Consider the following 23,282-nt stretch of genomic DNA (forward strand, 5'->3'; position numbering starts at 1 on the left):
GAGGCCGTGAAACAAGGCCGCGACGCACACGTCACAGGTGTTCACATTCAGAACACCGTCCGGTCCTCGGACAATGGATTGGACAAGGCTCGTGGGGTCGAACGCATGATGGCCTCACGCGCGCCCGCGACACATGGATCAAGAGGAGTCAACGTGAGGGTCGGAATCGTCGGAGCCACCGGTCAGGTCGGCGCAGTCATGCGCAGCATCCTCGCCGAGCGCAAGTTCCCGGTGGACGAGCTGCGCCTGTTCGCCTCGGCCCGGTCCGCCGGCTCGACGATCGAGTGGGAGGGCCGCGAGATCACGATCGAGGACGCCTCCGCGGCCGACTACTCCGGCCTGGACATCGTGCTCTTCTCGGCGGGCGGCGCCACCTCGAAGGCCCTGGCCGAGAAGGTCGCCTCGCAGGGCGCCGTCGTCATCGACAACTCCTCCGCCTGGCGCAAGGACCCCGAGGTCCCCCTCGTGGTCTCCGAGGTCAACCCGCACGCGATCAGGAACCGACCCAAGGGCATCATCGCGAACCCGAACTGCACCACCATGGCGGCCATGCCGGTGCTGCGCCCGCTGCACGACGAGGCCGGCCTGTCCGCGCTGGTCGCCACCACCTACCAGGCCGTCTCCGGCTCGGGCCTGGCCGGTGTCGCCGAGCTCGACGGCCAGGTCAAGGCCGTCTCCGAGGGTGCGACCGGGCTGGTCCACGACGGCGGTGCCGTCGACTTCCCCGAGCCGGGCGTCTACAAGCGCCCGATCGCCTTCAACGTGCTCCCGCTCGCGGGCTCGATCGTCGACGACGGCTCCTTCGAGACCGACGAGGAGCAGAAGCTCCGCAACGAGTCCCGCAAGATCCTGGAGATCCCGGAGCTCAAGGTCTCGGGCACCTGCGTGCGCGTGCCGGTCTTCTCCGGCCACTCCCTCCAGATCAACGCCCGCTTCGACCGCCCGATCAGCGTCGAGCGCGCCTACGAGCTGCTGAAGGACGCTGACGGCGTGGAGCTCTCCGAGATCCCGACCCCGCTCCAGGCCGCCGGCAAGGACGCCTCGTACGTGGGCCGCATCCGCGTCGACGAGACGGTGGAGAACGGCCTCGCGCTGTTCGTGTCCAACGACAACCTCCGCAAGGGTGCCGCGCTGAACGCGGTCCAGATCGCGGAGCTGGTCGCCGAGGAGCTGCGCGGCTGATCCACCGCAGGCACGAAGGGAGGGCGGGCGCCGTGCGGCGCCCGCCCTCCCGCCGTGTCAGGGCCGCGTCAGGGCCGGCGCGGCGGTCCGGAAGTTCCACGGCCTCGCGTTCGCCCGTGGATTACTCAGGGGCGGCGGCCCTCACCCCGTGGAAGGATGTCCGGGCAACGTCACCATCGAAGGAGATGACCGCGTGCCAGGCACGAACCTCACCCGTGAAGAGGCTCAGCAGCGTGCGAAGCTGCTCACCGTCGACTCGTACGAGATCGAACTCGATCTCACCGGTGCGCAGGAGGGCGGGACCTACCCGTCCGTGACCACCGTGCGCTTCCAGTCGGCCGAGGCCGGGGCGGAGACCTTCATCGACCTGGTCGCCCCCGCGGTGCACGAGGTCGTCCTCAACGGCAAGTCGCTCGACGTCGCGGCAGTCTTCCGCGACTCGCGGATCGCCCTGGCGCACCTCGCGGCCGGAGCCAACGAGCTGCGCGTCGTCGCGGACTGCGCGTACACCAACACCGGTGAGGGCCTTCACCGCTTCGTCGACCCGGTCGACCAGCAGGCCTACCTCTACACCCAGTTCGAGGTGCCTGACGCGCGGCGGGTCTTCGCCAGCTTCGAGCAGCCCGACCTGAAGGCGACGTTCCAGTTCACCGTGACGGCCCCCGAGGGCTGGACGGTCATCTCGAACTCCCCGACGCCGGCGCCCGCGGACGTCAAGGACAACGTCTGGCGCTTCGAGCCGACCCCGCGCATCTCCTCGTACATCACGGCGCTCATCGTCGGCCCGTACCACTCGGTGCACAGCTCCTACGAGGGCCCGAACGGGCAGAGCGTGCCGCTCGGCATCTACTGCCGGCCCTCGCTCGCCGAGTTCCTCGACGCGGACGCGATCTTCGACGTGACCCGGCAGGGCTTCGACTGGTTCCAGGAGAAGTTCGCCTACGACTACCCCTTCGCCAAGTACGACCAGCTGTTCGTGCCGGAGTTCAACGCGGGCGCGATGGAGAACGCGGGCGCGGTCACCATCCGCGACCAGTACGTCTTCCGCTCGAAGGTGACGGACGCGGCGTACGAGGTGCGCGCGGAGACCATCCTCCACGAGCTCGCCCACATGTGGTTCGGCGACCTCGTCACCATGGAGTGGTGGAACGACCTGTGGCTGAACGAGTCGTTCGCCACGTACACGTCCATCGCGTGCCAGGCGTACGCGGAGGGCTCGAAGTGGCCGCACGCGTGGACCACCTTCGCCAACTCCATGAAGACGTGGGCGTACCGGCAGGACCAGCTGCCGTCCACGCACCCGATCATGGCCGACATCCGCGACCTCGACGACGTCATGGTCAACTTCGACGGCATCACCTACGCCAAGGGCGCCTCGGTCCTCAAGCAGCTCGTCGCCTACGTCGGCATGGACGCCTTCTTCAAGGGCGTGCAGGCGTACTTCAAGGCGCACGCCTTCGGCAACACGCGTCTGTCGGACCTGCTGGGCGCCCTGGAGGAGACCTCGGGCCGTGACCTGGCCGCCTGGTCGAAGGCGTGGCTGGAGACGGCCGGCATCAACGTCCTGCGCCCGGAGATCACCACCGATGCCGACGGCGTGATCACCGCCTTCGGCATCCGCCAGGAGGCGCCGCCGCTGCCCGCCGGGGCCAAGGGCGAGTCCACCCTGCGCCCGCACCGCGTCGCGGTGGGCCTGTACGAGCTGCGGGACGGCGCGCTCGTGCGTACCGACCGGATCGAGCTGGACATCGACGGCGCGTTGACGACGGTGCCGGAGCTCGTGGGCCGCGCCCGCCCGGCGGTCGTCCTGCTGAACGACGACGACCTGTCGTACGCGAAGGTCCGCCTGGACGAGGAGTCCCTCGCCGTGGTCACCTCGCACATCGGCGACTTCACGGAGTCCCTGCCGCGCGCCCTGTGCTGGGCCTCGGCCTGGGACATGACCCGTGACGGGGAGCTCCCGACCCGCGACTACCTCTCGCTGGTGCTGTCGGGCATCGGCAAGGAGTCCGACATCGGCGTCGTGCAGTCCCTGCACCGGCAGGTGAAGCTGGCGATCGACCTGTACGCGGACCCGGCGTGGCGCGAAGAGGGCCTGGCGGCCTGGACGGAGGCCACCCTGGAGCACCTGCGTGCGGCGGAGCCGGCCGGCGACCACCAGCTGGCGTGGGCGCGGGCCTTCGCGGCGACCGCCCGTACGGAGGAGCAGCTGGCGTACCTGTCGGCGCTGCTGGACGGCTCGGCCGTCGTCGAGGGGCTGGCCGTCGACACCGAGCTGCGGTGGGCGTTCCTGGAGCGGCTCGCCGCGACGGGCGTCGCCGACGAGGCGGCGATCGCGGCGGAGCTGGAGCGGGACGCGACGGCGGCCGGCGAGCGCCACGCGGCGACGGCGCGGGCGGCCCGCCCGACGGCCGAGGCCAAGGCCGCGGCGTGGGCGTCGGTGGTGGAGTCCGACGACCTGCCGAACGCGGTGCAGGAGGCGGTGATCGGCGGCTTCGTCCAGACCGACCAGCGCGAGCTGCTGGCCCCGTACACCGCGAAGTACTTCGCGGCGGTCAAGGAGGTCTGGGAGACGCGCAGCCACGAGATCGCCCAGCAGATCGCGGTGGGCCTGTACCCGGCCCTCCAGGTCTCGCGGGAGACCCTTGAGGCGACGGACGCCTGGCTGGCCTCGGCGGAGCCGAGCGCCGCGCTGCGGCGGCTGGTGTCGGAGTCCCGGGCGGGCGTGGAGCGCGCGCTGAAGGCCCAGGCCGCCGACGCCGCCTCCGCTGCCGCTCAGGCCTGACGGCTCGCGCCGTAGCCGGGGCTCCGCCCCGGACCCCGCGCCTCAAACGCCGGCGGGGCTGAATTTCAGCCCGCCCGGCGTTTGAGGGCACGGGCGCGGAGCGCACGTAGGGGTCCGGGGCGGAGCCCCGGGAGCGTACCGTCAGGGCCTGGCGGCGACGGTCCGCAGGGCCGTGAGTACGTGCGCCACCGCGGGAGCGGATTCGGCTCCGCGGCGGACCGCCGCGATCACGTGGCGCGTCGGCCGGTCCCGCGAGAGCACCCGCACGGCCACGCCCGACGCCCGGCTCGACACCATCCGCGGGACCAGGGCGACGCCCATCCCCGCCTCGACCATGGCCAGGATGGCCGTCCAGCCCGACGCCGAGTGGGCCTGTTCGGGGACGAAGCCCGCCGCCTCGCACGCGCCGCGGGCGATCTGTGACCACGGGCCGCTGCCGCCGTAGATCCACGGGTCCGCGGACAGGTCCGCCAGCCGCAGGTCCTCCGCGTCGCGCAGGGGGTGCCCCGGCGGGAGCGCCACGTCCAGCGGGTCCTCCATCAGCGTGACGCGGGTGAAGCGCCGGTCCCGCGCGGTCGGGGCGTGCGCGGCCAGGGACAGTGCCAGGTCGACGCCGCCGGCCGACAGCAGTTCGTACGATTCCGCGGCCTCGGTCTCCCGGACCCGGACCTCAACCCCCGGGTGGGTCGTCCGCAGCCGAGCCACGGCCGGGACCACCAGCGCGGGCACGGCGGTGGAGAACGCGCCGACGCGTACCTCCCCCGCGTCCCCGGCCAGGTATCCCGCCAGTTCCGCGTCGGCCCGCTCCAGCTGTGCGAACACCGCCTCCGTGTGCCGCAGTACGAGGTGCGCCGCGTCGGTGAGGCGGACCCGGCGGCCCTGGGCCTCCAGCAGCACCACCCCCAGTTGCCGGGCGAGGTTCGTCAGCTGCTGCGAGACGGCCGAGGGCGTCATGTGCAGCGCCTCGGCCGTGCGGGTCACGGTCCCCCGTTCGGCGAGGGTCCGCAGGATCCGCAGCTTCTTGATGTCCCACTCGGTCATGGGCCCGAACCTACCGGCGGGCACTTCCCAGCCCGACCCCGCCGAGGATCAGCGCCATGCACAGCAGTTGGGCCGGCCCGGTCGGCTCGCCCAGGAGCAGGAGGCCGAGGCCCGCGGCGCACACCGGCTGGAGGTAGTAGACGATTCCCGCCCGGGCCGCCCCGATGACCGACACGGCCTTGTTCCAGGCGAAGAAGGCGACGGCCGAGGAGAACACCCCGACGTAGAGCAGCGGTCCGACGGTGCCGGCGGTCGTCTCGAAGCCGCCCTGGACGTGGAGGGAGACGGCGTAGGCGGGGGCCAGCATCAGCGCGCCGAGGACGAAGGTGGTGATCAGGAAGGCGAGTCCGCCGAGTTCGGCGGGCTTGCGCTTGAGCAGGGCGCTGTACGTGGCGAAGGAGAGGGCGGCGGCGAACATCCACAGGTCTCCGGCGCCGAGGTCGAAGCCGATCGAGCCGTCCCCGACGAGGAGCAGCACTCCGAAGGCGGCCAGCAGCATGCCGAGGGTGCGGCGGGCGCCGAGGCGTTCGCCGCCGAGGCGGGCGTAGAGCGCCATGATCACGGGCGAGGCGGCCATGATCATGCCCATGTTGGAGGCGGAGGTGGTCAGTCCGGCCTGGTGGACGAGGGTGTTGTAGAGGGCTACGCCGAACAGCGAGGCGAGGGCGACGAAGCCGAAGTGGCGCCGGATCAGGGCCCGCTGCTGCCAGGCCTGGCGTGCGGCGAAGGGGGCGACGGCGAGCAGGGCGATGATCCAGCGCCAGAAGACCGCCTGTACGGGTGGCACGGTTTCGGCCATGCCGCGGGTGGCGACGAAGCTGCCGGACCAGACGACCGTCGCGAGCAGGGCCAGGAGTACGCCGAACCCGGCGGCACCCTTCCTGCCGGTGCCGCCGGTGCTGCCGGTGCTGCTGCCGGGCTCGGCGTGCGAAACGGTGCGGGCGCGGTCCGTGACGGCCACTGTGTGTCTTCCCCTCGGGGTCGGTCCGGTGTGAGGGTCCTACCGTCGCACCCGCCGATCGGTCAGGTCCATCGAAATGTTTCGATTGTTCTTTTCAGCAGAACTGAACGGTTGCGGGGTGCGGGCCACCGCCAGCTGTCCGGCGACGGTGGCTCCGAAGGCGATGGCCATGCCGGCGAGCTGTACGGGAGTGAGCGCCTGCCCGAGGGCCGCCCAGCCGATGACGGCCGCGGTGAGCGGGGAGAGCGGTCCCAGCAGGGTGACCGAGGTGGCGCTGAGCTGCCCGATGCCGCGGAACCAGAGCCAGTAGGCGATGCTGGTGTTGATCAGCATCATGTAGCCGTAGCCGAGGAGGGCCTTGCCGTCGAGGGCGGGAGGGGCGCCCTCGACGAGGGCGGCGACCGGGATGATCGCCAGTCCGCCGGCGGTGAGCTGCCAGCCGGTCATGGCCAGCGGCCCCACGCCCTCGGGGCGCCCCCACCGCTTGGTCATGACGGTGCCCGCGGCCATGGAGGCGGAGGAGACCACACCGGCGACGACGCCGACCAGGTCGAGTGCCGCGTTGGCCGTGAGGACGACCATGCTCACGCCGAAGGCCCCCGTGACGGCGGCCAGTACGGTACGCAGGCTCGCGCGCTCCCCGAGGAGGAGGGCTGCCAGGCCGACGACGAACAGGGGGCCGGCGGAGCCGAGGACGGCCGCGACTCCGCCGGGCAGGCGGTAGGCGGAGAGGAACAGGAGCGGGAAGAAGGCGCCGATGTTGAGGGTGCCGAGGACGGCGGACTTCCACCACCACTCGCCCTTGGGCAGGGTGCGGGCGAGTGCGGTCAGCAGCAGTCCCGCGGGCAGGGCCCGCATGACGCCGGTGAACAGGGGCCGGTCGGGCGGCAGCAGTTCGGAGGCGACCGCGTAGGTCGATCCCCAGGAGACGGGGGCGAGGGCGGTCAGCGCGACGGTGGCGAGACGCTTCATGGCGGACGGCTCCTCGGGCGGGTGAGGACAGGGGGACGCGGGACCGTGCGGCTGGTTCAGGCGGCGGCGGTGGCCGGCCGTCGGTCGGCGGCGGGCGCCGACGCGGCCGCGTCGGTCGGGGCCGGAGTCGGGGGCTCGGCGTGCACGGCCTCGGCCGGCAGGTGCCGCTCCAGCCTCAGCAGCGCCAGGGCGGCGCCGAGGGCGGCGGCGGTGAGGACGGCCCAGGGCAGGCGGCCGTCCACGGCGAGCAGGGCGGTGAAGAGGGAGGGGGCGAGAGCGGTGGCCAGCGAGTAGGACAGCTGGTAGGTGGCCAGGTAGCGGCCGCGGACCGGCTCGGGGGCGGCGGAGACGGAGAGGGCGCCGCCGGAGGGGCTGTGCACCAGCTCGCCGAGGGTGTAGACGACGACGATGACGAGCAGGGCGACCAGGGTGGCGCTCTGGCCGGGGCGCAGTGTGCCGAGGACGATCTGGCCGGCGAAGGCGGCGGCGAAGAGCAGTGCGCCGAGGGCGGCCGAGCGGGTGCGGCGGGCTCCGGAGCGGCGCACCCGGCCGGCGACGAGTACGCCGATCCCGGCGCACAGGGCGGTGTTGAGGGTGAAGGCCGCTCCGGTGAGGGAGTCGGGGGCCGCCAGCCAGGTGGAGAGGTAGAGGGGGAAGAGGACGGAGAGGGCGGAGTAGCCGAGCGCGGTGAGGAAGTTGGCGGCGGTCAGCCCGAGGAAGGGGCGGTCGCGCAGGACCATCCGGTAGCCGGCGGCCGGCCGTCCGGCGGAGGGGCCGGCCGGCTCGGCCGGGACCGGCCGGACCCGGCCGACGAGCAGTCCGGCGAGCGCGAAGGCGAGGGAGTTGGCCCAGGCGGTGTAGGTGAAGCCGCCGGTGCCCCACAGTGCGAGCACGCCGGAGACGGCGAGCGCGCCCGCCCCCATCCCGGCGTTCTGCAGGGCCCGGGTGGACGCCTGGAGCCGGTCGCGGGCGGCGCCGCGCGCCACCTCCCCGATCAGGGACTGCTGCACGACGGAGAAGGAGCGGTCGGCGAGGGCGGTGACGAGGGCGACGGCCGCGAACGCCGGCAGGGAGCTCGCGAAGGGGTAGAGGGCGAAGCCGAGCGCCCGGATCCCGTAGAGCACCAGGTTGACCCGTTTGGCGCCGAACCGGTCGACGGCGGAGCCGGCCAGGGGCATGAAGGCCAGTCCGGCCACCCCGGTGATCGTCATGACCAGGCCGACGAGGGTGAAGGAGAGGCCGGTGACGTGGTGGAAGAAGACGAGCGAGAAGGGGACGTACATGCCGATCCCGATCGCGCTGATTCCGATGCCGAGGAGCAGCGACCGCTCCCCCGCGACCTTCGCCTCTCCGGCTTCGGATGTCCTGCCCCTGAACACTGCCATGACGGCCTCTCCCCCGATTCGGTTGCCGGTAAATAGCTTACCGCTAAGCTACTTACCGTCAAGCAACTTTCTTGCGAACGATCTGGCGGGACCGGAATACTGCGCTCATGAGTGAGGACAAGGACGCGGTCGACGCGATCACCGCCCAGTGGTTCGCCGTGCGCCCCGAGCTGAACACGGCACCCATGGCCGTCTTCGGGCGCATCTACCGGATCGCCAAGGCGATGGGCGACGCGATGGAGGACTGCTACCAGCGCTTCGGCATCTCGCGCGGGGAGTTCGACGTCGTCGCCACGCTGCGCCGCTCGGGCGCCCCGTACACGCTCTCGCCCCGCCAGCTCTCGGCCACGCTCATGCTCACCACGGGCGGCATGACCGGGCGGCTGGACAAGCTGGAGAAGGCCGGGCTGCTCTGCCGCAAGCCCGATCCGCACGACCGGCGGGGGCTCCAGGTCACGATCACCGACCGCGGCCTCGCGCTCGTCGACGAGGCGGTCAGCGCCGGCCTCGATGTGCAGCGCGCCGCGCTCACCGGTTTCACCGACGAGGAGGTCGGGCAGCTCGCCGGCCTGCTCCGCAAACTGCTGGCCGGCGTCTGAGGACATGACGAGGCGCCGGGGGTCGACGCACGGCCGATGCGGTTCGGCGGTGCGGACCCCCGGCGCCCGGGAAGGTCACGCGGCTCCGGCCCCCCAGGGGCCGGGCCGGGTCAGGCCTGCTTCTTCTTCGGCCTGTCCGTCGACTTGTCAAGGGCCATCACGAGACCCACGATGACCAGGAAAATCACGAGCGGCAGGGCCACGTACAGGCCGAGCGTCTCGCCGATGCTCAGGCCCGGGCCCGGGTCGTCGCCGTCGTCGCGGGTCAGCGCGAGGGCCGGAGACGTCATCAGCAGCATCATCAGCGTCGTTCCGGCCGTGACGGCGCCGGCGCGCAGAGCGTTCTTCTTGTCCACGGTGCAAACGTAGCGAACACCTAAACGCGGCGCGCGCCCGGGGGTGCCGTACGGGGAAGCGCCCCCTCCCGGACCGCGCTGAGCAGCGCGTTCGCCCGGGGCGCGGCCATCAGCTCCTCCAGTGTCAGGGGCCGGCCCGAGGCATCGGCGACCGGCAGGCGCCAGTTGGGGTACTGGTCCCAGGTGCCCGGCAGGTTCTGCGGCCGCCGGTCGCCCACCGCGTCCGGCAGCCATACGCCGACCAGGCGCGCGGGGGTGCGCAGCAGGAAGCCGTACAGGGCCTGTACGGCGGCCTCCTCGCCCTTGGTGTCGAGGCCGAGGCCGTCCAGCAGCTCCAGCCACTCGGCGGTGTCGGCGGCGTCCTCGGCCCGTTCCCCCTCGGCCGGGCGGGTCAGCAGGCCCAGGCGGTCGCGCAGTTCCACGTGCGCGCCGGCGAGCTTGGCGGCCGTGGGGGGCAGGTCGTGGGTGGTGACGGTGGCCAGGCAGTCCGCCCGCCAGGCATGGGGGGCGAGCGGGCCGCCGTCGCCCGCCCAGTCCCGCTCGAACCACAGCACCGACGTGCCGAGCACCCCGCGCCGGGCCAGCGCCCGCCGTACGTGCGGCTCCACCGTCCCCAGGTCCTCGCCGATGACCGGGGCCCCGGCCCGGTGCGCCTCCAGCACCAGGACCGCCAGCATGGCCTCGCCGTCGTAGCCGACGTAGGTGCCCTCGGCGGGCGGGGTCCCCTCCGGGATCCACCAGAGCCGGAAGAGGCCCATCACGTGGTCGATGCGCAGGGCTCCGGCGTAGCGGAACACCCCGCGCAGCAGGGACCGCAGGGGCTCGTAGCGCAGGCCGGCGAGCGCGTCGGGGCGCCACGGCGGCAGGCCCCAGTCCTGGCCGCGCGCGTTGAAGGCGTCCGGCGGGGCGCCGACGCTCATGTGGCGGGCGTAGAGGCCCGGCTCGGAGGCGTCCGAGCCGCCCGGGTGCACCCCGACGGCCAGGTCGTGGACGATGCCGACGCCCATGCCGGCCTCGCGGGCGGCCCGCTGGGCCGCGACGAGCTGGCCGTCCGTCAGCCAGGCCGTCCAGCGGTGGAAGTCGGCCACCGCCCCCGGGCCGCCCCCGGCGTACGAGGCCTGCCGGTCGGCGTGGAGGTCCAGCATGGCGCCCCCGGCCTCGCAGAACGCGCGGTAGTCCGCGTCCCGTTCGGCGGTCCGCGGGACGGGGTACAGCAGTTCCAGCGCCTGCCGCTTGAGGTCCCAGACGGCGTCCCGGTCGATCAGCGCGCCCTTCTCCAGCACCTCGTGGCGCAGCGCCGCCCCGCGGGCGGCCAGTTCGGCGAGGGCGTCCCGCTCGGGGCAGTCGGCGTACTCCGGCACGTCCTCGATCCGCAGGTGGACGGGGTCGGGGAAGCGGCGCGAGGACGGCCGGTACGGGGAGGGGTCGGTCGGCGTGCCGGGCAGGGCCGCGTGCAGCGGGTTGACCTGGATGAAGTCCGCGCCGTGGATGCGGGCGGCCCAGCCGGCGAGTTCGGCGAGGTCTCCGAGGTCGCCCATGCCCCAGGAGTGCTCGGAGAGCAGGGAGTAGAGCTGGACGAGCAGCCCGTGGGCGCGTCCGGGTGCGGCCGGGGCACGTTCGGGCGCCACGACCAGGGTGGCCTCGGCGGTGCGCCCGTCGGGGGCCTGCGCGGTGATCCGGTGGATCCCGAGGGGGAGTCCGGGACCCCAGGGCAGTTCTTCGCCCGATTCCTCGGCCAGCACCGCGACCCGGCTGCCCGGCGGCAGGCCGGCGGGGAGGGGCGGGACGGGCTCCCCCTGCCAGAGCACCACCGTGGGCGGCAGCAGCCGGCGGTCGGACGCCGCGGCGGCCTCCTCGGCGGACACCCGGATGCTCTCGGCGTCGTCGGTGGCGACGCCCAGCGTGCCGAGGACCGTTCTGACGGTGGCCCCGGGGACCTCGACGGTGACGTCGGGGGCGGGCCGGTAGGAGGTGGCGATGCCGTGGAGTGCGGCGAGCCGGGCCAGGTCGTCCATGGACGGGCGCTCCTTCGTGCGTGCGGGCAGGCGGGGGTGAGGGTGGGTCAGAAGCGTGGAGCACAAAGGCGGGACGCCGCCGGGGAACACCGCAGCCATACCCACTGGGAGGGGTCGCATTCCTGTCGCATCCGGGGCAGATCACCCACCCGCATTGACACTCCAGCCGCACGGGTGGTGGGCTCGTGCTCATTCGTACGAGTGGGGGACGTCTCGCGACGAGGAGGCTCTGTGCAGCTCAGGGGCAGGAAACGATCGACGGCCGCGGCCATCGCGGTCATCGGGTCGCTGCTCGGCGGCGCCGTGGCCTCGGCGCCGCCGGGGTTCCTCGCGGGCCCCGCCGTTCCGGACTCGCCGACCCCCGCGCCGGGCGCGGCGGGTGCCGCCGGAGCCTCGGGCGTGGGCGCCAACGGCGCCGTCGGTCCCGCGGTCGACCCCGGCGCCGACACCCCCCGGGCCGCCTCCGAGGGGCCCGCCGTGTGGCCCCGTCCGCAGTCGATGGCGGCCGATCAGGCGCGTGAGCTGGCGCTGGGCACGGAGGCCGTGCTGGTGGCCCCGGTCGACGCCGACCCGTACGCCGTCCAGGTGGTGCGCGACGCCCTGCGCAGGGCGGGCGTGAAGACCCTGCACGAGCCAGAGCCCGGGGCCCCGCTGCCCGAGCGGGGCACCGTCGTACGGCTCCAGGACGCGGGCGCGCAGGAGGCGCTGCTGGCGCTGGGGGCGACCGCCGCCACGGACCTGCCGCCGGGCGGCTACCGGCTGGCCGTGGGCCGGCCCGGCGGACGGGACACGGTCGCCCTGGCCGGCGTGGGCGGGGAGGGGCTCTTCCACGCGGCGCAGACGCTGCGCCAGCTGCTCGGCGCGGGCCGCGGGAAGGTGCCCGGCGTCCTGGTGCGGGACTGGCCGGCCGCGCCGGTGCGCGGGATCACCGAGGGGTTCTACGGACAGCCGTGGACCCAGCAGCAGCGCCTGGCCCAGCTGGACTTCATGGGCCGCACCAAGCAGAACCGGCTGCTGATCGCGCCCGGCGACGACCCGTACCGCACGACGGGCTGGCGCGAGGACTACCCCCGGGAGCGGCAGGAGGAGTTCCGGGCGCTGGCCGAGCGGGCCCGCGCCAACCAGGTCGTCCTGGCCTGGGCGGTGACTCCGGGGCAGTCCATGTGCCTGTCTTCGGCGGCCGACCGGGCGGCCCTCGGGCGCAAGGTGGACGCGATGTGGGACCTGGGCTTCCGCGCCTTCCAGGTGCAGTTCCAGGACGTCAGCTACACCGAGTGGGGCTGCCGCGCGGACCGGGAGCGGTACGGGCGGGGCCCGCAGGCCGCCGCGAAGGCGCACGCGGAGGTCGCCAACGAGCTGGCCGCACACCTGGCCGCCCGGTATCCGGGGGCGCCGGCGCTGTCGCTGCTGCCGACCGAGTACTACCAGGAGGGTGCCACCGCCTACCGGACGGCCCTGGCCCGCGCGCTGGACTCGCGGGTGGAGGTGGCCTGGACGGGCGTCGGCGTGGTGCCGCGCACGATCACGGGCAGGGAACTGGCCGGGGCGCGCTCCGCCCTGGGACAGCAGCCCCTGATCACCATGGACAACTACCCGGTCAACGACTGGGATCCGGGCCGGATCTTCCTCGGCCCGTACGCGGGCCGCGAACCGGCGGTGGCGGGCGGCTCGGCGGCACTGCTGGCCAACGCGATGCAGCAGCCCGTCCTGTCGCGCATCCCGCTCTTCACGGCGGCCGACTTCGCCTGGAACCCGCGCGGCTACCGCGCCGGCGAGTCCTGGCAGGCGGCGGTACGCGATCTGTCGGGCTCCGACCCGCGGGAGCGCGAGGCGGTGGCGGCGCTGGCCGGGAACACCGTGTCGTCCGGGCTCAAGCAGGAGGAGTCGGCGTATCTGAAGCCGCTGGTCGAGCAGTTCTGGAAGGCCCGCGCCGCGGGCGATCCGGCGGCCGGGACCGAGCTGCGCAAGGCGTTCACGGTGATGCGGGAGACCCCCGCCCGGCTGACCGCGCTGTCGGACGAGGCGGGCCCCTGGATGGAGCGGCTCTCCCGCTACGGAGCGGCCGGCGAACTGGCCGTGGACGTCCTGCGGGCCCAGGCCAACGGCGACGGGGCGGCCGCCTGGCAGGCCTCCCGGGCCCTCGCCGAGGCACGCCGGGAACTGGCCGAGCCGGGCCCCGCCCAGGTGGACAAGGCCGTACTGGAGCCCTTCCTGAAGAAGGCGGCGCAGGAGGCGGACGCCTGGACGGGTGTCGCCCGCACGACCGGCACGGTGGCGAAGGACGCGCGGTCCTGGACGGTCCGGCTGGATACGGCGCGCCCCGTGACGGCGGTGACGGTGATGACGGACCCGCTGCCGTCGGGCACGCGGGGCGCGGTGGTGGAGGTCCACGTACCGGGCGAGGGCTGGCGGAAGGTCGCGGACGCCGCGGCCTCGGGCTGGACCCAGGTCGACACGGCGGGCGTCCGCGCCGACGCGGTGCGCCTGGCGTGGGCCGGGGACGCGCCCGCGGTGCACCAGGTGGTCCCGTGGTTCGGGGACGGCCCGCGGACCCGTTTCGAGCTGGCGGACGGGGGCCGGGCCGACGCGGAGATCGGCGGCGCGCCGCAGCGGGTCACGGCGCAGTTGTCGGCCGTGGGCCCCGGCGAGATCCGCGGGCCGCTGACGGCGCAGCCTCCGGCGGGTATGGAGGTACGCCTGCCGCAGACCGCGGTGGTCCCGCGGGGCGGCCAGGCGTCGATCCCGCTGGAGGTCGTCGTGGCCGCGAACACCCCGCCGGGCGACTACCGGATCCCGGTGGCCTTCGACGGCGAGACCCGCATCCTGACCGTGCGGGCGGTGCCCCGGACCGGCGGGCCGGACCTGCTGCGGACCGCGCGTGCGAGCTCCTCGGCGAACGAGACCCCGTCCTTCCCCGCCTCGGCGGTCGTGGACGGTTCCCCCTCCACCCGCTGGTCGTCACCGGCCGCGGACGGCGCCTGGTGGCAGGCGGAGCTGCGCGCCCCGGCCCGCGTCGGGCGGCTGGAGCTGCACTGGCAGGACGCGTACCCGTCGGCCTACCGGGTGGAGACCTCGGCGGACGGGGTGACCTGGCGGCCGGCCGCGGCCGTCACGGACTCCCGCGGCGGCCGCGAGTCGCTGCGGCTGGACGCGTCGGCGGCGGACACCCGCTTCCTGAGGGTGACGTGCGAGCGCCGCGCGACGCGCTACGGCTGCTCGCTGTGGTCGGCGGAGGCCTACGCGGTGACGCCCTAAGGCGTGTTGCGAAAGTGGCGTCGTCCGCCCGCAGGGCGGTGCTCGCGGTGTCTGGTGCGGTGCCTCGCAAGGCGGAGGGTCGCCCGCGTACCGGTCGTACGCGGGCGACCCCGACAACGCCGCGAGGTGCCGTGCCAGGCGCCGCGAGCCAGACGAGGCTTTCGCAACACGCCCTAGGTGTATTGGCCCCGGTCCGCACCGGCCGGGCCGCGCGTCTGACGACGGCACGCGGTCCGGTGGTGGATCGGCGCGGCCCCGGCGGGGGCCGTCAGGAGGCGGCCACCGTGATCCCGATCCGTTCCAGCGCGTCCTCGGCGCCGTACGGCTGGAGGTACGGCATCCACCTGGGGTCCCGGTGCCCGGTTCCGATGATGCGCCAGGCCAGACCCGAGGGAGGGGCCGGCTGGTGGCGCAGGCGCCAGCCCAGTTCCAGCAGGTGCCGGTCGGCTTTGACGTGGTTGCAGCGCCGGCACGCCGCGACGACGTTGTCCCAGGCGTGCTGTCCGCCCCGGCTGCGCGGAATGACGTGGTCGACGCTGGTGGCGACCGCGCCGCAGTACATGCAGCGGCCGCCGTCCCGCGCGAACAGGGCGCGCCGGGTGAGTGGAACGGGCCCCCGGTAGGGGACCCGCACGAAGCGCTTGAGCCGTACCACGCTGGGCGCGGGGACGACCCGTGTCGCGCTGTGCAGATAGGCGCCGGATTCCTCCAGGGAGACAGCTTTGTTCTCCAGGACGAGGACGAGCGCGCGGCGGAGCGGTACGACGCCGAGGGGCTCGTACGACGCGTTGAGGACCAGGACGTGCGGCACGGACTGCCTCCTTGTACGCCGGCGGCGCGTGGCTCGCGCCGGGACGATCTGCTCTCCAGTCTCTCCTTACGGCTGGTCGAAGCGCCACCACTCGCCTGTAACGGGTCCGTGGTGTTTTCAACCACAGTCAGTCATCCCCAGGTGAGTCTGGTCTCTCCCTCGAACACGGCACCAAGGTGAAGGGATTGCCCCGTTAGTGTGGATGGTCTGCCCCGCATATCCGCCCGCGGTCCCCTTCCGCGGCCACCCCGGCGGGCAGACCGCTACATCTGGAGGTTCCCGTCGTGCCCTGGCCCGCCGCTCTGCTGCCGCTGGCAGCCGATGTCCCGGACGCGCCCGCTTCGGTCAAGGAGGCGCAGGAGAGCGTCACCGAGGCCGCGAGCTTCATCGAGCAGAACTGGGCCACCTGGCTGAGCATCGGCCTGCGGATCCTGCTCATCGTCGTGATAGCGGCGGTGATCCGCTCGGCGGTCCGCAAGGCGCTGACCAAGCTCATAAACCGGATGAACACCAGCGCCGAGGCGGTCGAGGGCACCGCGCTGGGCGGGCTGCTGGTCAACGCCGAGCGGCGGCGCCAGCGGTCGGAGGCGATCGGCTCGGTCCTGCGGTCGGTGGCGTCGTTCCTGATCCTGGGCACGGCCGCGCTGATGGTCCTGGCCGCCCTGAAGATCGACCTGGCCCCGCTGCTGGCGAGTGCCGGTGTGGCGGGTGTCGCCATCGGTTTCGGTGCCCGCAACCTGGTGACGGACTTCCTCTCCGGCGTCTTCATGATCATGGAGGACCAGTACGGCGTCGGCGACAAGATCGACGCCGGGGTGGCCTCGGGCGAGGTCATCGAGGTCGGCCTGCGTGTGACGAAGCTGCGCGGGGACAACGGCGAGATCTGGTACGTGCGCAACGGCGAGATCAAGCGGATCGGCAACCTCAGCCAGGGCTGGGCGACCGCCGGGGTCGCCGTGCAGGTCAAGCCGTCGGAGAAGCTGACGCGGATCCGCGAGGTGGTCGGGCAGGTCGCCGACGCGATGGCGAAGGAGTCCCCCTGGGACGAGCGCCTGTGGGGTCCGGTGGAGGTCCTCGGTCTGGACGAGGTGCTGCTCGCCTCGATGACGGTGAAGGTGTCCGCGAAGACGATGCCGGGCCAGCAGTTGGCGGTGGAGCGGGAGCTGCGCTGGCGGATCAAGGAGGCCTTCGACGCCGCCGGCATCCAGATCATCGGCGGCCTGCCGGCGGGGGACGAGGAGGACGAGGCCCCGGCGGACCCGGCCGCCTCGGTCGCCGCGCCGTCCGCCCTGGCCAACCCCACCTCCCCGCAGTCCCTGGCCGCCGCCCCGATCCCGGCGCCCTCCACCCCGCGGATCACCAAGTAGCGCCGTACCGGCATCCCCGCTGCCCCGCGGGCCGGTCCTCATGGACCAGGCCCGCGGGGCAGCGGCATTGACACGCCCCGAAGGACGACAGGAAACTTACCTAACAGATCACTCCGGTGAGGGAGAGCCGCCGCATGCCCGCCACCACGCCCGGAACGCCCAGTCTGCTGCGCGCCATGAACGACCGGGCCGCACTCGACCTCCTGCTGGCGCACGGCCCGCTGTCCCGGACCCGCGTCGGGCAGCTGACCGGACTGTCGAAGCCCACGGCCTCCCAGCTGCTGGCCCGGCTGGAGGCCGCCGGACTCGTGGTGGCCACCGGCACCGACGGCGGCCGCCCCGGCCCCAGCGCCCAGCTGTACGCGATCAACCCGCGGGCCGCGTACGTCGGCGGTGTCGACGTCACCCCGGCGCGCGTCCTGGCGGCCGTCGCCGACCTGACCGGCACCGTGACCGCCTCCCACGAAGTCCCCCGCACCGAGGGTGCCGACGCCGTCGCCCTGGTGGCCGAAGCCCTCGGCGGGGCCGTAGGCGCCGCCGGCCTGCACCCCCGCGACCTGCACCGGGTGGTCATCGGCACGCCCGGCGCCTTCGACCCGCGGACGGGCCGGCTGCGCTACGCCGGCCACCTCCCCGGCTGGCACTCCCCCACCCTCCTCGACGACCTGGCGGCGGCCCTGCCGATGCCCCTCGCGTACGAGAACGACGTCAACCTCGCCGCCGTCGCCGAGCAGCGCCTCGGCGCCGCCCGCGGGTACGGGGACTTCGTCCTGCTGTGGAACGAGGAGGGGCTCGGCGCCGCGCTGGTCTTCGGCGGCCGGCTGCACCGCGGCTGGACCGGCGGCGCGGGCGAGGTGGGCTTCCTGCCCGTACCGGGCCGCCCTCTGATACGCCAGGTCGCCCGGGCGAACTCCGGCGGCTACCAGGAGCTGGCCGGTGTGGAGGGGCTGCCCCGTCTCGCCGCGGCACTGGGCGTCGCGGCCTCCGCCGTCCCGGCTCCCGGCGCACCGCAGCCTCCCCAGGCCCGGCCGGCCACCGGCACCGCGTCCGGCCCGCGCAACCCGGAGGTCGCCGCCGCCGTAGCACTGCTAGCGGACGCCGCCGCCGCGCCCGAGGGGGCGCGCCTGCGCTTCCTCCAGGAGTACGCCACCGCCCTGGCCACCGGTCTCGCCTCGCTGGTCGCCGTACTGGACCCGGAGATCGTGGTGCTGGCCGGAGCCGCGATCAGCGCGGGCGGCGAGCCGCTGCGCGAGCTGCTGGAGGCCGAGCTCGCCGAACTGGCCCCCGCCCGCCCCCGCCTGGTCCCCGGCCTGGTCCTGGACCGGCCCGTCCTGCGCGGCGCGCTGGAGAGCGCGCTCGCCGCCACCCGCGACGAGGTCTTCGACACCTCCCGCTGAACCGACCACCCACGGCCGCGACCGTACGGGTCACGGCCCCGGTGACCGCCCTCTTCCGTCCGCCCGGAAGGCGTTCGTCGAGGGGGTTCACCCTGACCGGCGTGAAAGGCTGACGACATTGAAACTCGCAGTGGTGGGCGGCGGTTCCACCTACACCCCCGAACTGGTCGACGGCTTCGCACGGCTGCGCGACACCCTGCCGGTGAGCGAGCTGGTGCTGATCGACCCGGCCACCGAGCGGCTGGAGCCGGTCGGCGCCCTGGCCCGCCGGATCTTCGCCCGGCAGGACCACGCGGGCAAGATCACGACGACCACCGACCTCGACGCGGGCGTCGCCGGGGCCGACGCGGTCCTCCTCCAGCTGCGCGTCGGCGGGCAGGCCGCCCGGCTCCAGGACGAGACCTGGCCCCTGGAGTGCGGCTGCGTCGGGCAGGAGACGACCGGCGCGGGCGGGCTCGCCAAGGCCCTGCGTACGGTCCCGGTGGTCCTCGACATCGCCGAGCGGGTCCGGCGGGCCAGCCCCCACGCCTGGATCATCGACTTCACCAACCCGGTCGGCATCGTCACCCGGGCCCTGCTGCGGGCCGGCCACAAGGCCGTCGGACTGTGCAACGTCGCCATCGGCCTCCAGCGCAAGTTCGCGGCCCTGCTGGAACTGGCCCCCTCCGACGTCCACCTGGACCACGTGGGCCTCAACCACCTCACCTGGGAACTGGCCGTGCGCAGGGGCGGCCCGGACGGCGAGGACATGCTGCCCGGGCTGCTCGCCGCGCACGGGGAGGCCGTCGCGTCGGACCTGCGGCTGCCGCGGACCGTACTGGACCGCCTCGGCGTCGTGCCCTCGTACTACCTGCGCTACTTCTACTCCCACGACGAAGTCGTACGGGAGCTGGGCACGAAGCCCTCGCGGGCCGCCGAGGTCGCCGCGATGGAGCGCGAACTCCTGCGCCTGTACACCGATCCGGCCCTCGACGAGAAGCCGGCACTGCTGGCCAGGAGGGGCGGCGCCTTCTACTCGGAGGCGGCGGTGGATCTGGCGGCCGCGCTGCTGGGCGGCGGCGGCCCGGAGGTACAGGTGGTCAACACGTACAACAACGGCACGCTGCCCTTCCTGCCGGACGACGCCGTCGTCGAGGTCCAGGCGCGCGTCCGGGCCGCCGGCGGCGACGGCCCCGTACCGCTGCCGGTACCGCTGCCCGTACCGCGCCTGGACCCGCTGTTCGCCGGGCTGATCGCGCACGTGAGCGGATACGAGGACCTGGCCTTGGACGCGGCCCTGCGGGGCGGCCGCGAGCGGGTGTTCAAGGCGCTGCTCGCGCACCCGCTGATCGGCCAGTACGACCTGGCCGAAGGACTGGCCGACCGGCTCCTCGCGCACAACAGGGAGCACCTGCCATGGGCGTGACCCTTCCCGCGGTCCTGGCGGTCGACGCGGGCAACAGCAAGACGGACGTCGCCCTCCTCGGCCCCGACGGATCCGTGCTGGCCACCGGGCGGGCCGGGGGCTTCCAGCCGCCGCGGACCGGGGTGGCCGCGGCCGTGGACGTACTGGCCGAGGCACTGGCCGGCGCGGGGGTGCGCCCCGGCCACGGGGGCGCGCCGGTCGCCGCGCACGTGTCGGCCTGCCTGGCGAACGCCGACTTCCCGGTGGAGGAGCGGCGGCTCGCGCGGGAGATCGAGCGGCGCGGCTGGGGGCGCACCACCGCGGTGCACAACGACACCTTCGCGCTGCTGCGCGCCGGACTGCCCGCGGGCGCACCACCGCGCGGTGTCGCGGTGGTGTGCGGTGCGGGCATCAACTGCGTCGGGATGGCCCCGGACGGGCGGACCGCGCGGTTCCCCGCGGTCGGACGGATCTCCGGCGACTGGGGCGGCGGGGGCGGACTGGCCGAGGAGGCCCTGTGGTTCGCGGCCCGCGCGGAGGACGGGCGGGGCGCGGCGACGGAGCTGGCCCGGGCGCTGCCCGCACGGCTCGGCCACGGATCGATGGCCTCGCTGATCGAGGCCCTGCACCTGGGGGACGTGCCGGCCGCGCGGCGGCACGAGCTGACGCCGGTGCTGTTCGAGGTGGCGGCCGCCGGGGACGCGGTGGCGCTCTCGCTGGTGCACCGGCAGGCGGACGAGGTCGTGGCGATGGCCGTCGTGGCGCTGGGCCGCCTCGGCCTGCTGGACGAGGAGGCGCCGGTGGTGCTGGGCGGCGGGGTGCTGGCGGCCCGGCACCCGCGGCTGGACGAGCGGATCGCGGCGGGCCTCGCCGAACGGGCCCCGCACGCCCGCGCCACCGTGGTCACGGCGCCCCCGGTACTGGGCGCCGGGCTGCTGGGCCTGGACGCGGTGGGGGCTCCGGCGGCGGCCCACGCAGAACTCCGTGCCCATTTCGGGTGAACCCGCCCCTGGAGGCGCCCGGTCTGCAACCGTTACGGCGGTAAGGACGTATTGACGGTGAAGGGGTGGCGGAGGGCACCCGCGGGGGCGGGCCGCCCCGGATCCGGCACCGGGTGCTGTGGTCCACCGGGACTACGGCCATACTGCTGCTGCGCAGGGGGCATTCTCCGGCGCCGGCTGGGGGACGACAGGACCGAGGGGGAGGTCACGGTGGCGATGACATCACGCGCGCCCGCGCCCGGGGGTGGTGCCCCCGTGGCGCCCGCCGGCGCGTCGGCGCCGCCGCCCGCCGGGCCGCCGGGACGGCGCACCGCGTGGTCCGAGGGAGAGCAGCGGCTGCGGGAGGCGGCCACCACCGAGCCGGGCCGGCTGCGGATCATCGGCGCCGTACTGGCCGCCCTGATCGTGCTGTTCGGCACGGTCAGCGTGTGGGAGATCTCCGGGCGGGCCGCCGCCGCCGACGACGTGGTGGGCCGCAGCCAGCCGCTGAGCGCGGACGCGGCCAGCATCTACCGCTCCCTCGCCGACGCCGACACCACCTCCTCCAGCGGCTTCCTCCTCGGCGCGCAGGAGCCGCGCGAGGTCCGGCGGCGCTATGAGAAGGACATCGCCAACGCCTCCCGGCTGCTGGTGAGCGCCGCCGCCAACACCGGTGGCAGCAAGGAGTCCCGCGAGCAGATCACCCTGCTGAGCGAACAGCTCCCGCGCTACACCGGCCTGATCGAGCAGGCCCGCGCAACCAACCGGCAGGGCCTGCCGCTGGGCGGCGCCTATCTGCGCTACGCCAACGAGCAGATGACCACGCAGCTGCTGCCCGCCGCCCAGCGGCTCTACGAGGCGGAGACCCGGCGGCTGCACACCGACGACGACGCCGCCCGGGCCTGGCCGCTGGGCTCGCTGGGCCTCGGCCTGCTGGCCGTGGCCGCCCTGGTGTGGGCGCAGCGGCGCAACTACCGGCACACGAACCGGGTCTTCAACCACGGCCTGGTGGCGGCGACCGCCGCCTCCGTGGTGGTGCTGCTGTGGCTGTCCGTCGGACACACGGTGGCGCGTTCTTCCCTGAGTGAAGCCCGCGCGGACGGGCAGGAGTCGATGAAGGTGCTCAACGACGCGCGGATCGCCTCCCTGCAGGCCCGGGCGAGTGAGAACCTGACACTGATCGCGCGGGGCGCCGTACTGGCCGAGGACAACAAGTCCGACAAGTACGACGTGGACTTCACGAACAACATGAAACAGCTGGACGCGGGGCTCGCGACCGCGCTGCGGCTGGCCGACGACGAGGACGGCCGGACGCCCGTGAGTCGCGCCGTGGACGGCGTGAAGCAGTGGAAGCAGCGGCACGCGGCGGCCCGGGAGGCGGACTTGAAGGGCGACTACGAAGCCGCTCTGCCCCAGGTCGTCGGGGACGAGCAGCACAAGGAGAGCAGCGGCGCCGCCTTCGACACGGTGGACGCCTCCCTGGAGCTCGCCGTCGCCCACGAGCAGCGGGAGTTCACCCGCGCGGCCCAGGACGGAATCGGCGCGCTGGGCGGTCTGGTGACGGGCTCGGCGGTACTGGTGCTCGTCGGCGCGGCAGCGGCCCTGCTCGGTGTCGGGCGCAGGCTTTCGGAGTACAGGTGAGAGCGATGCGGATACGGGCGCGGCGGGCCGCCGAAGGCCATGGGGGACACGGCAAGCACGAGGAGCACGAGGGCCGTACGCGCGCCCCCGGCGGGCGCTCCGGGCTGCGGCGGTCCGGGCTGGGGCGGGCCGCCGGCCGGCTGCGCGGCTGGGGCGGTGTGAGCGCGATGGCCGTCGCCTGCGCCGTGACGGCCGCGGCCGTGCTGCTGCCGCTGGCCCACGCGACCACGGAGACCGCACCCGGTGTCCCCCGCCCGCCCGCGTCGGCGGTGGCCGCACCGGCGGCGCCGTGGGTCCTCTCGGACACCTGCCAGGACCCCGAGGCCAGCCTGCGCCCGTCCGACGTGGACGGTGCCGCCATCGCGCGGATCAAGGCGGCGGGCAAGCTCGTGGCGGGCGTGGACCAGAACAGCTTCCGCTGGGGGTACCGCAACCAGACCGCGGAGGGCGGCCGGCTCGACGGCTTCGACATCGACCTGGTGAAGGCCATCGCCAAGGACATCCTGGGCGACGAGAACGCGGTCATCTACCGGGCCATCCCGACCAGCCAGCGCGTCCCCGCCCTCCAGGAGGGCCGCGTCGACATCGTCGTGCGGACCATGACCATCAACTGCAAGCGGCTGGAGGACGTCGCCTTCTCGACGGCCTACTTCGAGGCCGGCCAGCAGGTGCTGGCCCCGAAGGGCTCGCCGATCACCGGCTACGACGCCTCGCTGAAGGACAAGCGGGTATGCGTCGCGGCCGGCTCCACGGCGGAGAGCGCGCTCAAGGCCCAGTCGTACGGCTCCCTGCCGGTCACGGTCGCCAACCAGCTGGACTGCCTGGTGCGGCTCCAGCTGCACGAGGTCGACGGCATCATCACGGACAACGCCCTCGCCGCCGGCCAGGCCGCGCAGGACCCCTCGGTGCAGCTCGTGGGCTCGCCCTTCACCCGGGAGTTCTACGGGGTCGCCATGAACAAGGACGCCTCCGACCTGGTCCGCCGGGTCAACAAGGTGCTGGAGAACTACCGCGCCGGCGGCAGCGACAGCCCGTGGATGAGGGCGTACCTCAAGCACCTGCAGCCCGTGCTGCCCGGCGTCACCGCACCGCCCGCGCCCAAGTACCGGGACGGCTGAGGCCGGTGGCGACTCCGGGCACGGGACCGGGCA

Annotated in this window: 17 protein-coding genes; 10 read left to right on the forward strand and 7 right to left on the reverse strand. The window is 74.0% G+C overall.

The window, feature by feature from the left end:
* Positions 1–153 precede the first annotated feature (153 nt).
* Both BSL84_RS11540 and pepN read left to right on the forward strand, forming a co-directional pair.
* Positions 154–1,182, forward strand: a complete 1,029-nt coding sequence (locus BSL84_RS11540) for an aspartate-semialdehyde dehydrogenase (protein WP_030029037.1) — start codon at positions 154–156, stop codon at positions 1,180–1,182.
* A gap of 193 nt (positions 1,183–1,375) precedes the next feature.
* Complete coding sequence (gene pepN / locus BSL84_RS11545) at positions 1,376–3,967, forward strand: aminopeptidase N (RefSeq protein ID WP_075970285.1); 2,592 nt, start codon at positions 1,376–1,378, stop codon at positions 3,965–3,967.
* 141 nt (positions 3,968–4,108) lie between these two features.
* Here pepN and BSL84_RS11550 read toward each other — a convergent pair whose 3' ends face one another.
* The 4 genes from BSL84_RS11550 to BSL84_RS11565 are packed head-to-tail and all read right to left on the reverse strand — an operon-like array spanning position 4,109 to position 8,326.
* Positions 4,109–5,008 carry a LysR family transcriptional regulator gene (locus BSL84_RS11550; protein ID WP_030031422.1) on the reverse strand — a complete coding sequence of 300 codons (900 nt, stop codon included), beginning with the start codon at positions 5,006–5,008 and terminating at the stop codon, positions 4,109–4,111.
* A 10-nt stretch (positions 5,009–5,018) separates the two neighbouring features.
* Positions 5,019–5,969 carry a DMT family transporter gene (locus BSL84_RS11555; protein ID WP_075970286.1) on the reverse strand — a complete coding sequence of 317 codons (951 nt, stop codon included), beginning with the start codon at positions 5,967–5,969 and terminating at the stop codon, positions 5,019–5,021.
* Between the two features lie 39 nt (positions 5,970–6,008).
* Positions 6,009–6,941 (reverse strand): EamA family transporter, encoded by a 933-nt coding sequence (locus BSL84_RS11560; RefSeq protein ID WP_075970287.1) that lies wholly within the window; start codon positions 6,939–6,941, stop codon positions 6,009–6,011.
* 56 nt (positions 6,942–6,997) lie between these two features.
* Positions 6,998–8,326 (reverse strand): MFS transporter, encoded by a 1,329-nt coding sequence (locus tag BSL84_RS11565; RefSeq protein WP_075970288.1) that lies wholly within the window; start codon positions 8,324–8,326, stop codon positions 6,998–7,000.
* Between the two features lie 107 nt (positions 8,327–8,433).
* Here BSL84_RS11565 and BSL84_RS11570 point away from each other — a divergent pair, with 107 nt between their 5' ends.
* Positions 8,434–8,925, forward strand: a complete 492-nt coding sequence (locus BSL84_RS11570) for a MarR family winged helix-turn-helix transcriptional regulator (protein ID WP_075970289.1) — start codon at positions 8,434–8,436, stop codon at positions 8,923–8,925.
* A gap of 110 nt (positions 8,926–9,035) precedes the next feature.
* On the opposite strand, the gene BSL84_RS11575 is transcribed toward BSL84_RS11570, so the two are convergent.
* Together BSL84_RS11575 and BSL84_RS11580 are read right to left on the reverse strand one after the other, a co-directional pair.
* Positions 9,036–9,281 carry a hypothetical protein gene (locus tag BSL84_RS11575; RefSeq protein WP_030031854.1) on the reverse strand — a complete coding sequence of 82 codons (246 nt, stop codon included), beginning with the start codon at positions 9,279–9,281 and terminating at the stop codon, positions 9,036–9,038.
* A gap of 20 nt (positions 9,282–9,301) precedes the next feature.
* Positions 9,302–11,296 (reverse strand): 4-alpha-glucanotransferase, encoded by a 1,995-nt coding sequence (locus tag BSL84_RS11580; protein ID WP_075970290.1) that lies wholly within the window; start codon positions 11,294–11,296, stop codon positions 9,302–9,304.
* A 231-nt stretch (positions 11,297–11,527) separates the two neighbouring features.
* Here BSL84_RS11580 and BSL84_RS11585 point away from each other — a divergent pair, with 231 nt between their 5' ends.
* Positions 11,528–14,551 (forward strand): beta-N-acetylglucosaminidase domain-containing protein, encoded by a 3,024-nt coding sequence (locus BSL84_RS11585; RefSeq protein ID WP_075970291.1) that lies wholly within the window; start codon positions 11,528–11,530, stop codon positions 14,549–14,551.
* Between the two features lie 268 nt (positions 14,552–14,819).
* Here BSL84_RS11585 and BSL84_RS11590 read toward each other — a convergent pair whose 3' ends face one another.
* Positions 14,820–15,362 (reverse strand): HNH endonuclease, encoded by a 543-nt coding sequence (locus BSL84_RS11590; RefSeq protein ID WP_030031442.1) that lies wholly within the window; start codon positions 15,360–15,362, stop codon positions 14,820–14,822.
* 284 nt (positions 15,363–15,646) lie between these two features.
* On the opposite strand from BSL84_RS11590, the gene BSL84_RS11595 reads away from it, so the two are divergent.
* The 6 genes from BSL84_RS11595 to BSL84_RS11620 all read left to right on the forward strand — a co-directional run bounded on the left by BSL84_RS11595 (position 15,647) and on the right by BSL84_RS11620 (position 23,249).
* On the forward strand, positions 15,647–16,729 hold the full coding sequence (locus tag BSL84_RS11595) for a mechanosensitive ion channel family protein (RefSeq protein ID WP_234308473.1): 1,083 nt from the start codon (positions 15,647–15,649) through the stop codon (positions 16,727–16,729).
* 134 nt (positions 16,730–16,863) lie between these two features.
* A complete protein-coding gene (locus tag BSL84_RS11600; RefSeq protein ID WP_075970292.1) occupies positions 16,864–18,126 on the forward strand; it encodes an ROK family transcriptional regulator in 1,263 nt (420 codons plus the stop codon).
* A gap of 118 nt (positions 18,127–18,244) precedes the next feature.
* Positions 18,245–19,531, forward strand: a complete 1,287-nt coding sequence (locus BSL84_RS11605; protein ID WP_075970293.1) for a 6-phospho-beta-glucosidase — start codon at positions 18,245–18,247, stop codon at positions 19,529–19,531.
* Positions 19,522–20,511, forward strand: a complete 990-nt coding sequence (locus BSL84_RS11610) for an N-acetylglucosamine kinase (RefSeq protein WP_075970294.1) — start codon at positions 19,522–19,524, stop codon at positions 20,509–20,511. The genes BSL84_RS11605 and BSL84_RS11610 overlap by 10 nt, the downstream gene beginning before the upstream one ends.
* A 216-nt stretch (positions 20,512–20,727) precedes the next feature.
* Positions 20,728–22,131, forward strand: coding sequence for a hypothetical protein (locus BSL84_RS11615; protein WP_075970295.1), 1,404 nt, complete (start codon positions 20,728–20,730; stop codon positions 22,129–22,131).
* Between the two features lie 167 nt (positions 22,132–22,298).
* Positions 22,299–23,249, forward strand: a complete 951-nt coding sequence (locus BSL84_RS11620) for a glutamate ABC transporter substrate-binding protein (RefSeq protein ID WP_094744124.1) — start codon at positions 22,299–22,301, stop codon at positions 23,247–23,249.
* Positions 23,250–23,282: the final 33 nt, after the last annotated feature.

This window comes from Streptomyces sp. TN58, assembly GCF_001941845.1.
Classification (GTDB): domain Bacteria; phylum Actinomycetota; class Actinomycetes; order Streptomycetales; family Streptomycetaceae; genus Streptomyces.

Coding starts and splice junctions, on each gene's coding strand:
- BSL84_RS11550 (WP_030031422.1), bottom strand. CDS start 5,008: ATGACCGAGTGGGACATCAAGAAGCTGCGGATCCTGCGGACCCTCGCC.
- BSL84_RS11560 (WP_075970287.1), bottom strand. CDS start 6,941: ATGAAGCGTCTCGCCACCGTCGCGCTGACCGCCCTCGCCCCCGTCTCC.
- BSL84_RS11565 (WP_075970288.1), bottom strand. CDS start 8,326: ATGGCAGTGTTCAGGGGCAGGACATCCGAAGCCGGAGAGGCGAAGGTC.
- BSL84_RS11570 (WP_075970289.1), top strand. CDS start 8,434: ATGAGTGAGGACAAGGACGCGGTCGACGCGATCACCGCCCAGTGGTTC.
- BSL84_RS11580 (WP_075970290.1), bottom strand. CDS start 11,296: ATGGACGACCTGGCCCGGCTCGCCGCACTCCACGGCATCGCCACCTCC.
- BSL84_RS11600 (WP_075970292.1), top strand. CDS start 16,864: ATGCCCGCCACCACGCCCGGAACGCCCAGTCTGCTGCGCGCCATGAAC.
- BSL84_RS11610 (WP_075970294.1), top strand. CDS start 19,522: ATGGGCGTGACCCTTCCCGCGGTCCTGGCGGTCGACGCGGGCAACAGC.
- BSL84_RS11615 (WP_075970295.1), top strand. CDS start 20,728: ATGACATCACGCGCGCCCGCGCCCGGGGGTGGTGCCCCCGTGGCGCCC.
- BSL84_RS11620 (WP_094744124.1), top strand. CDS start 22,299: ATGGCCGTCGCCTGCGCCGTGACGGCCGCGGCCGTGCTGCTGCCGCTG.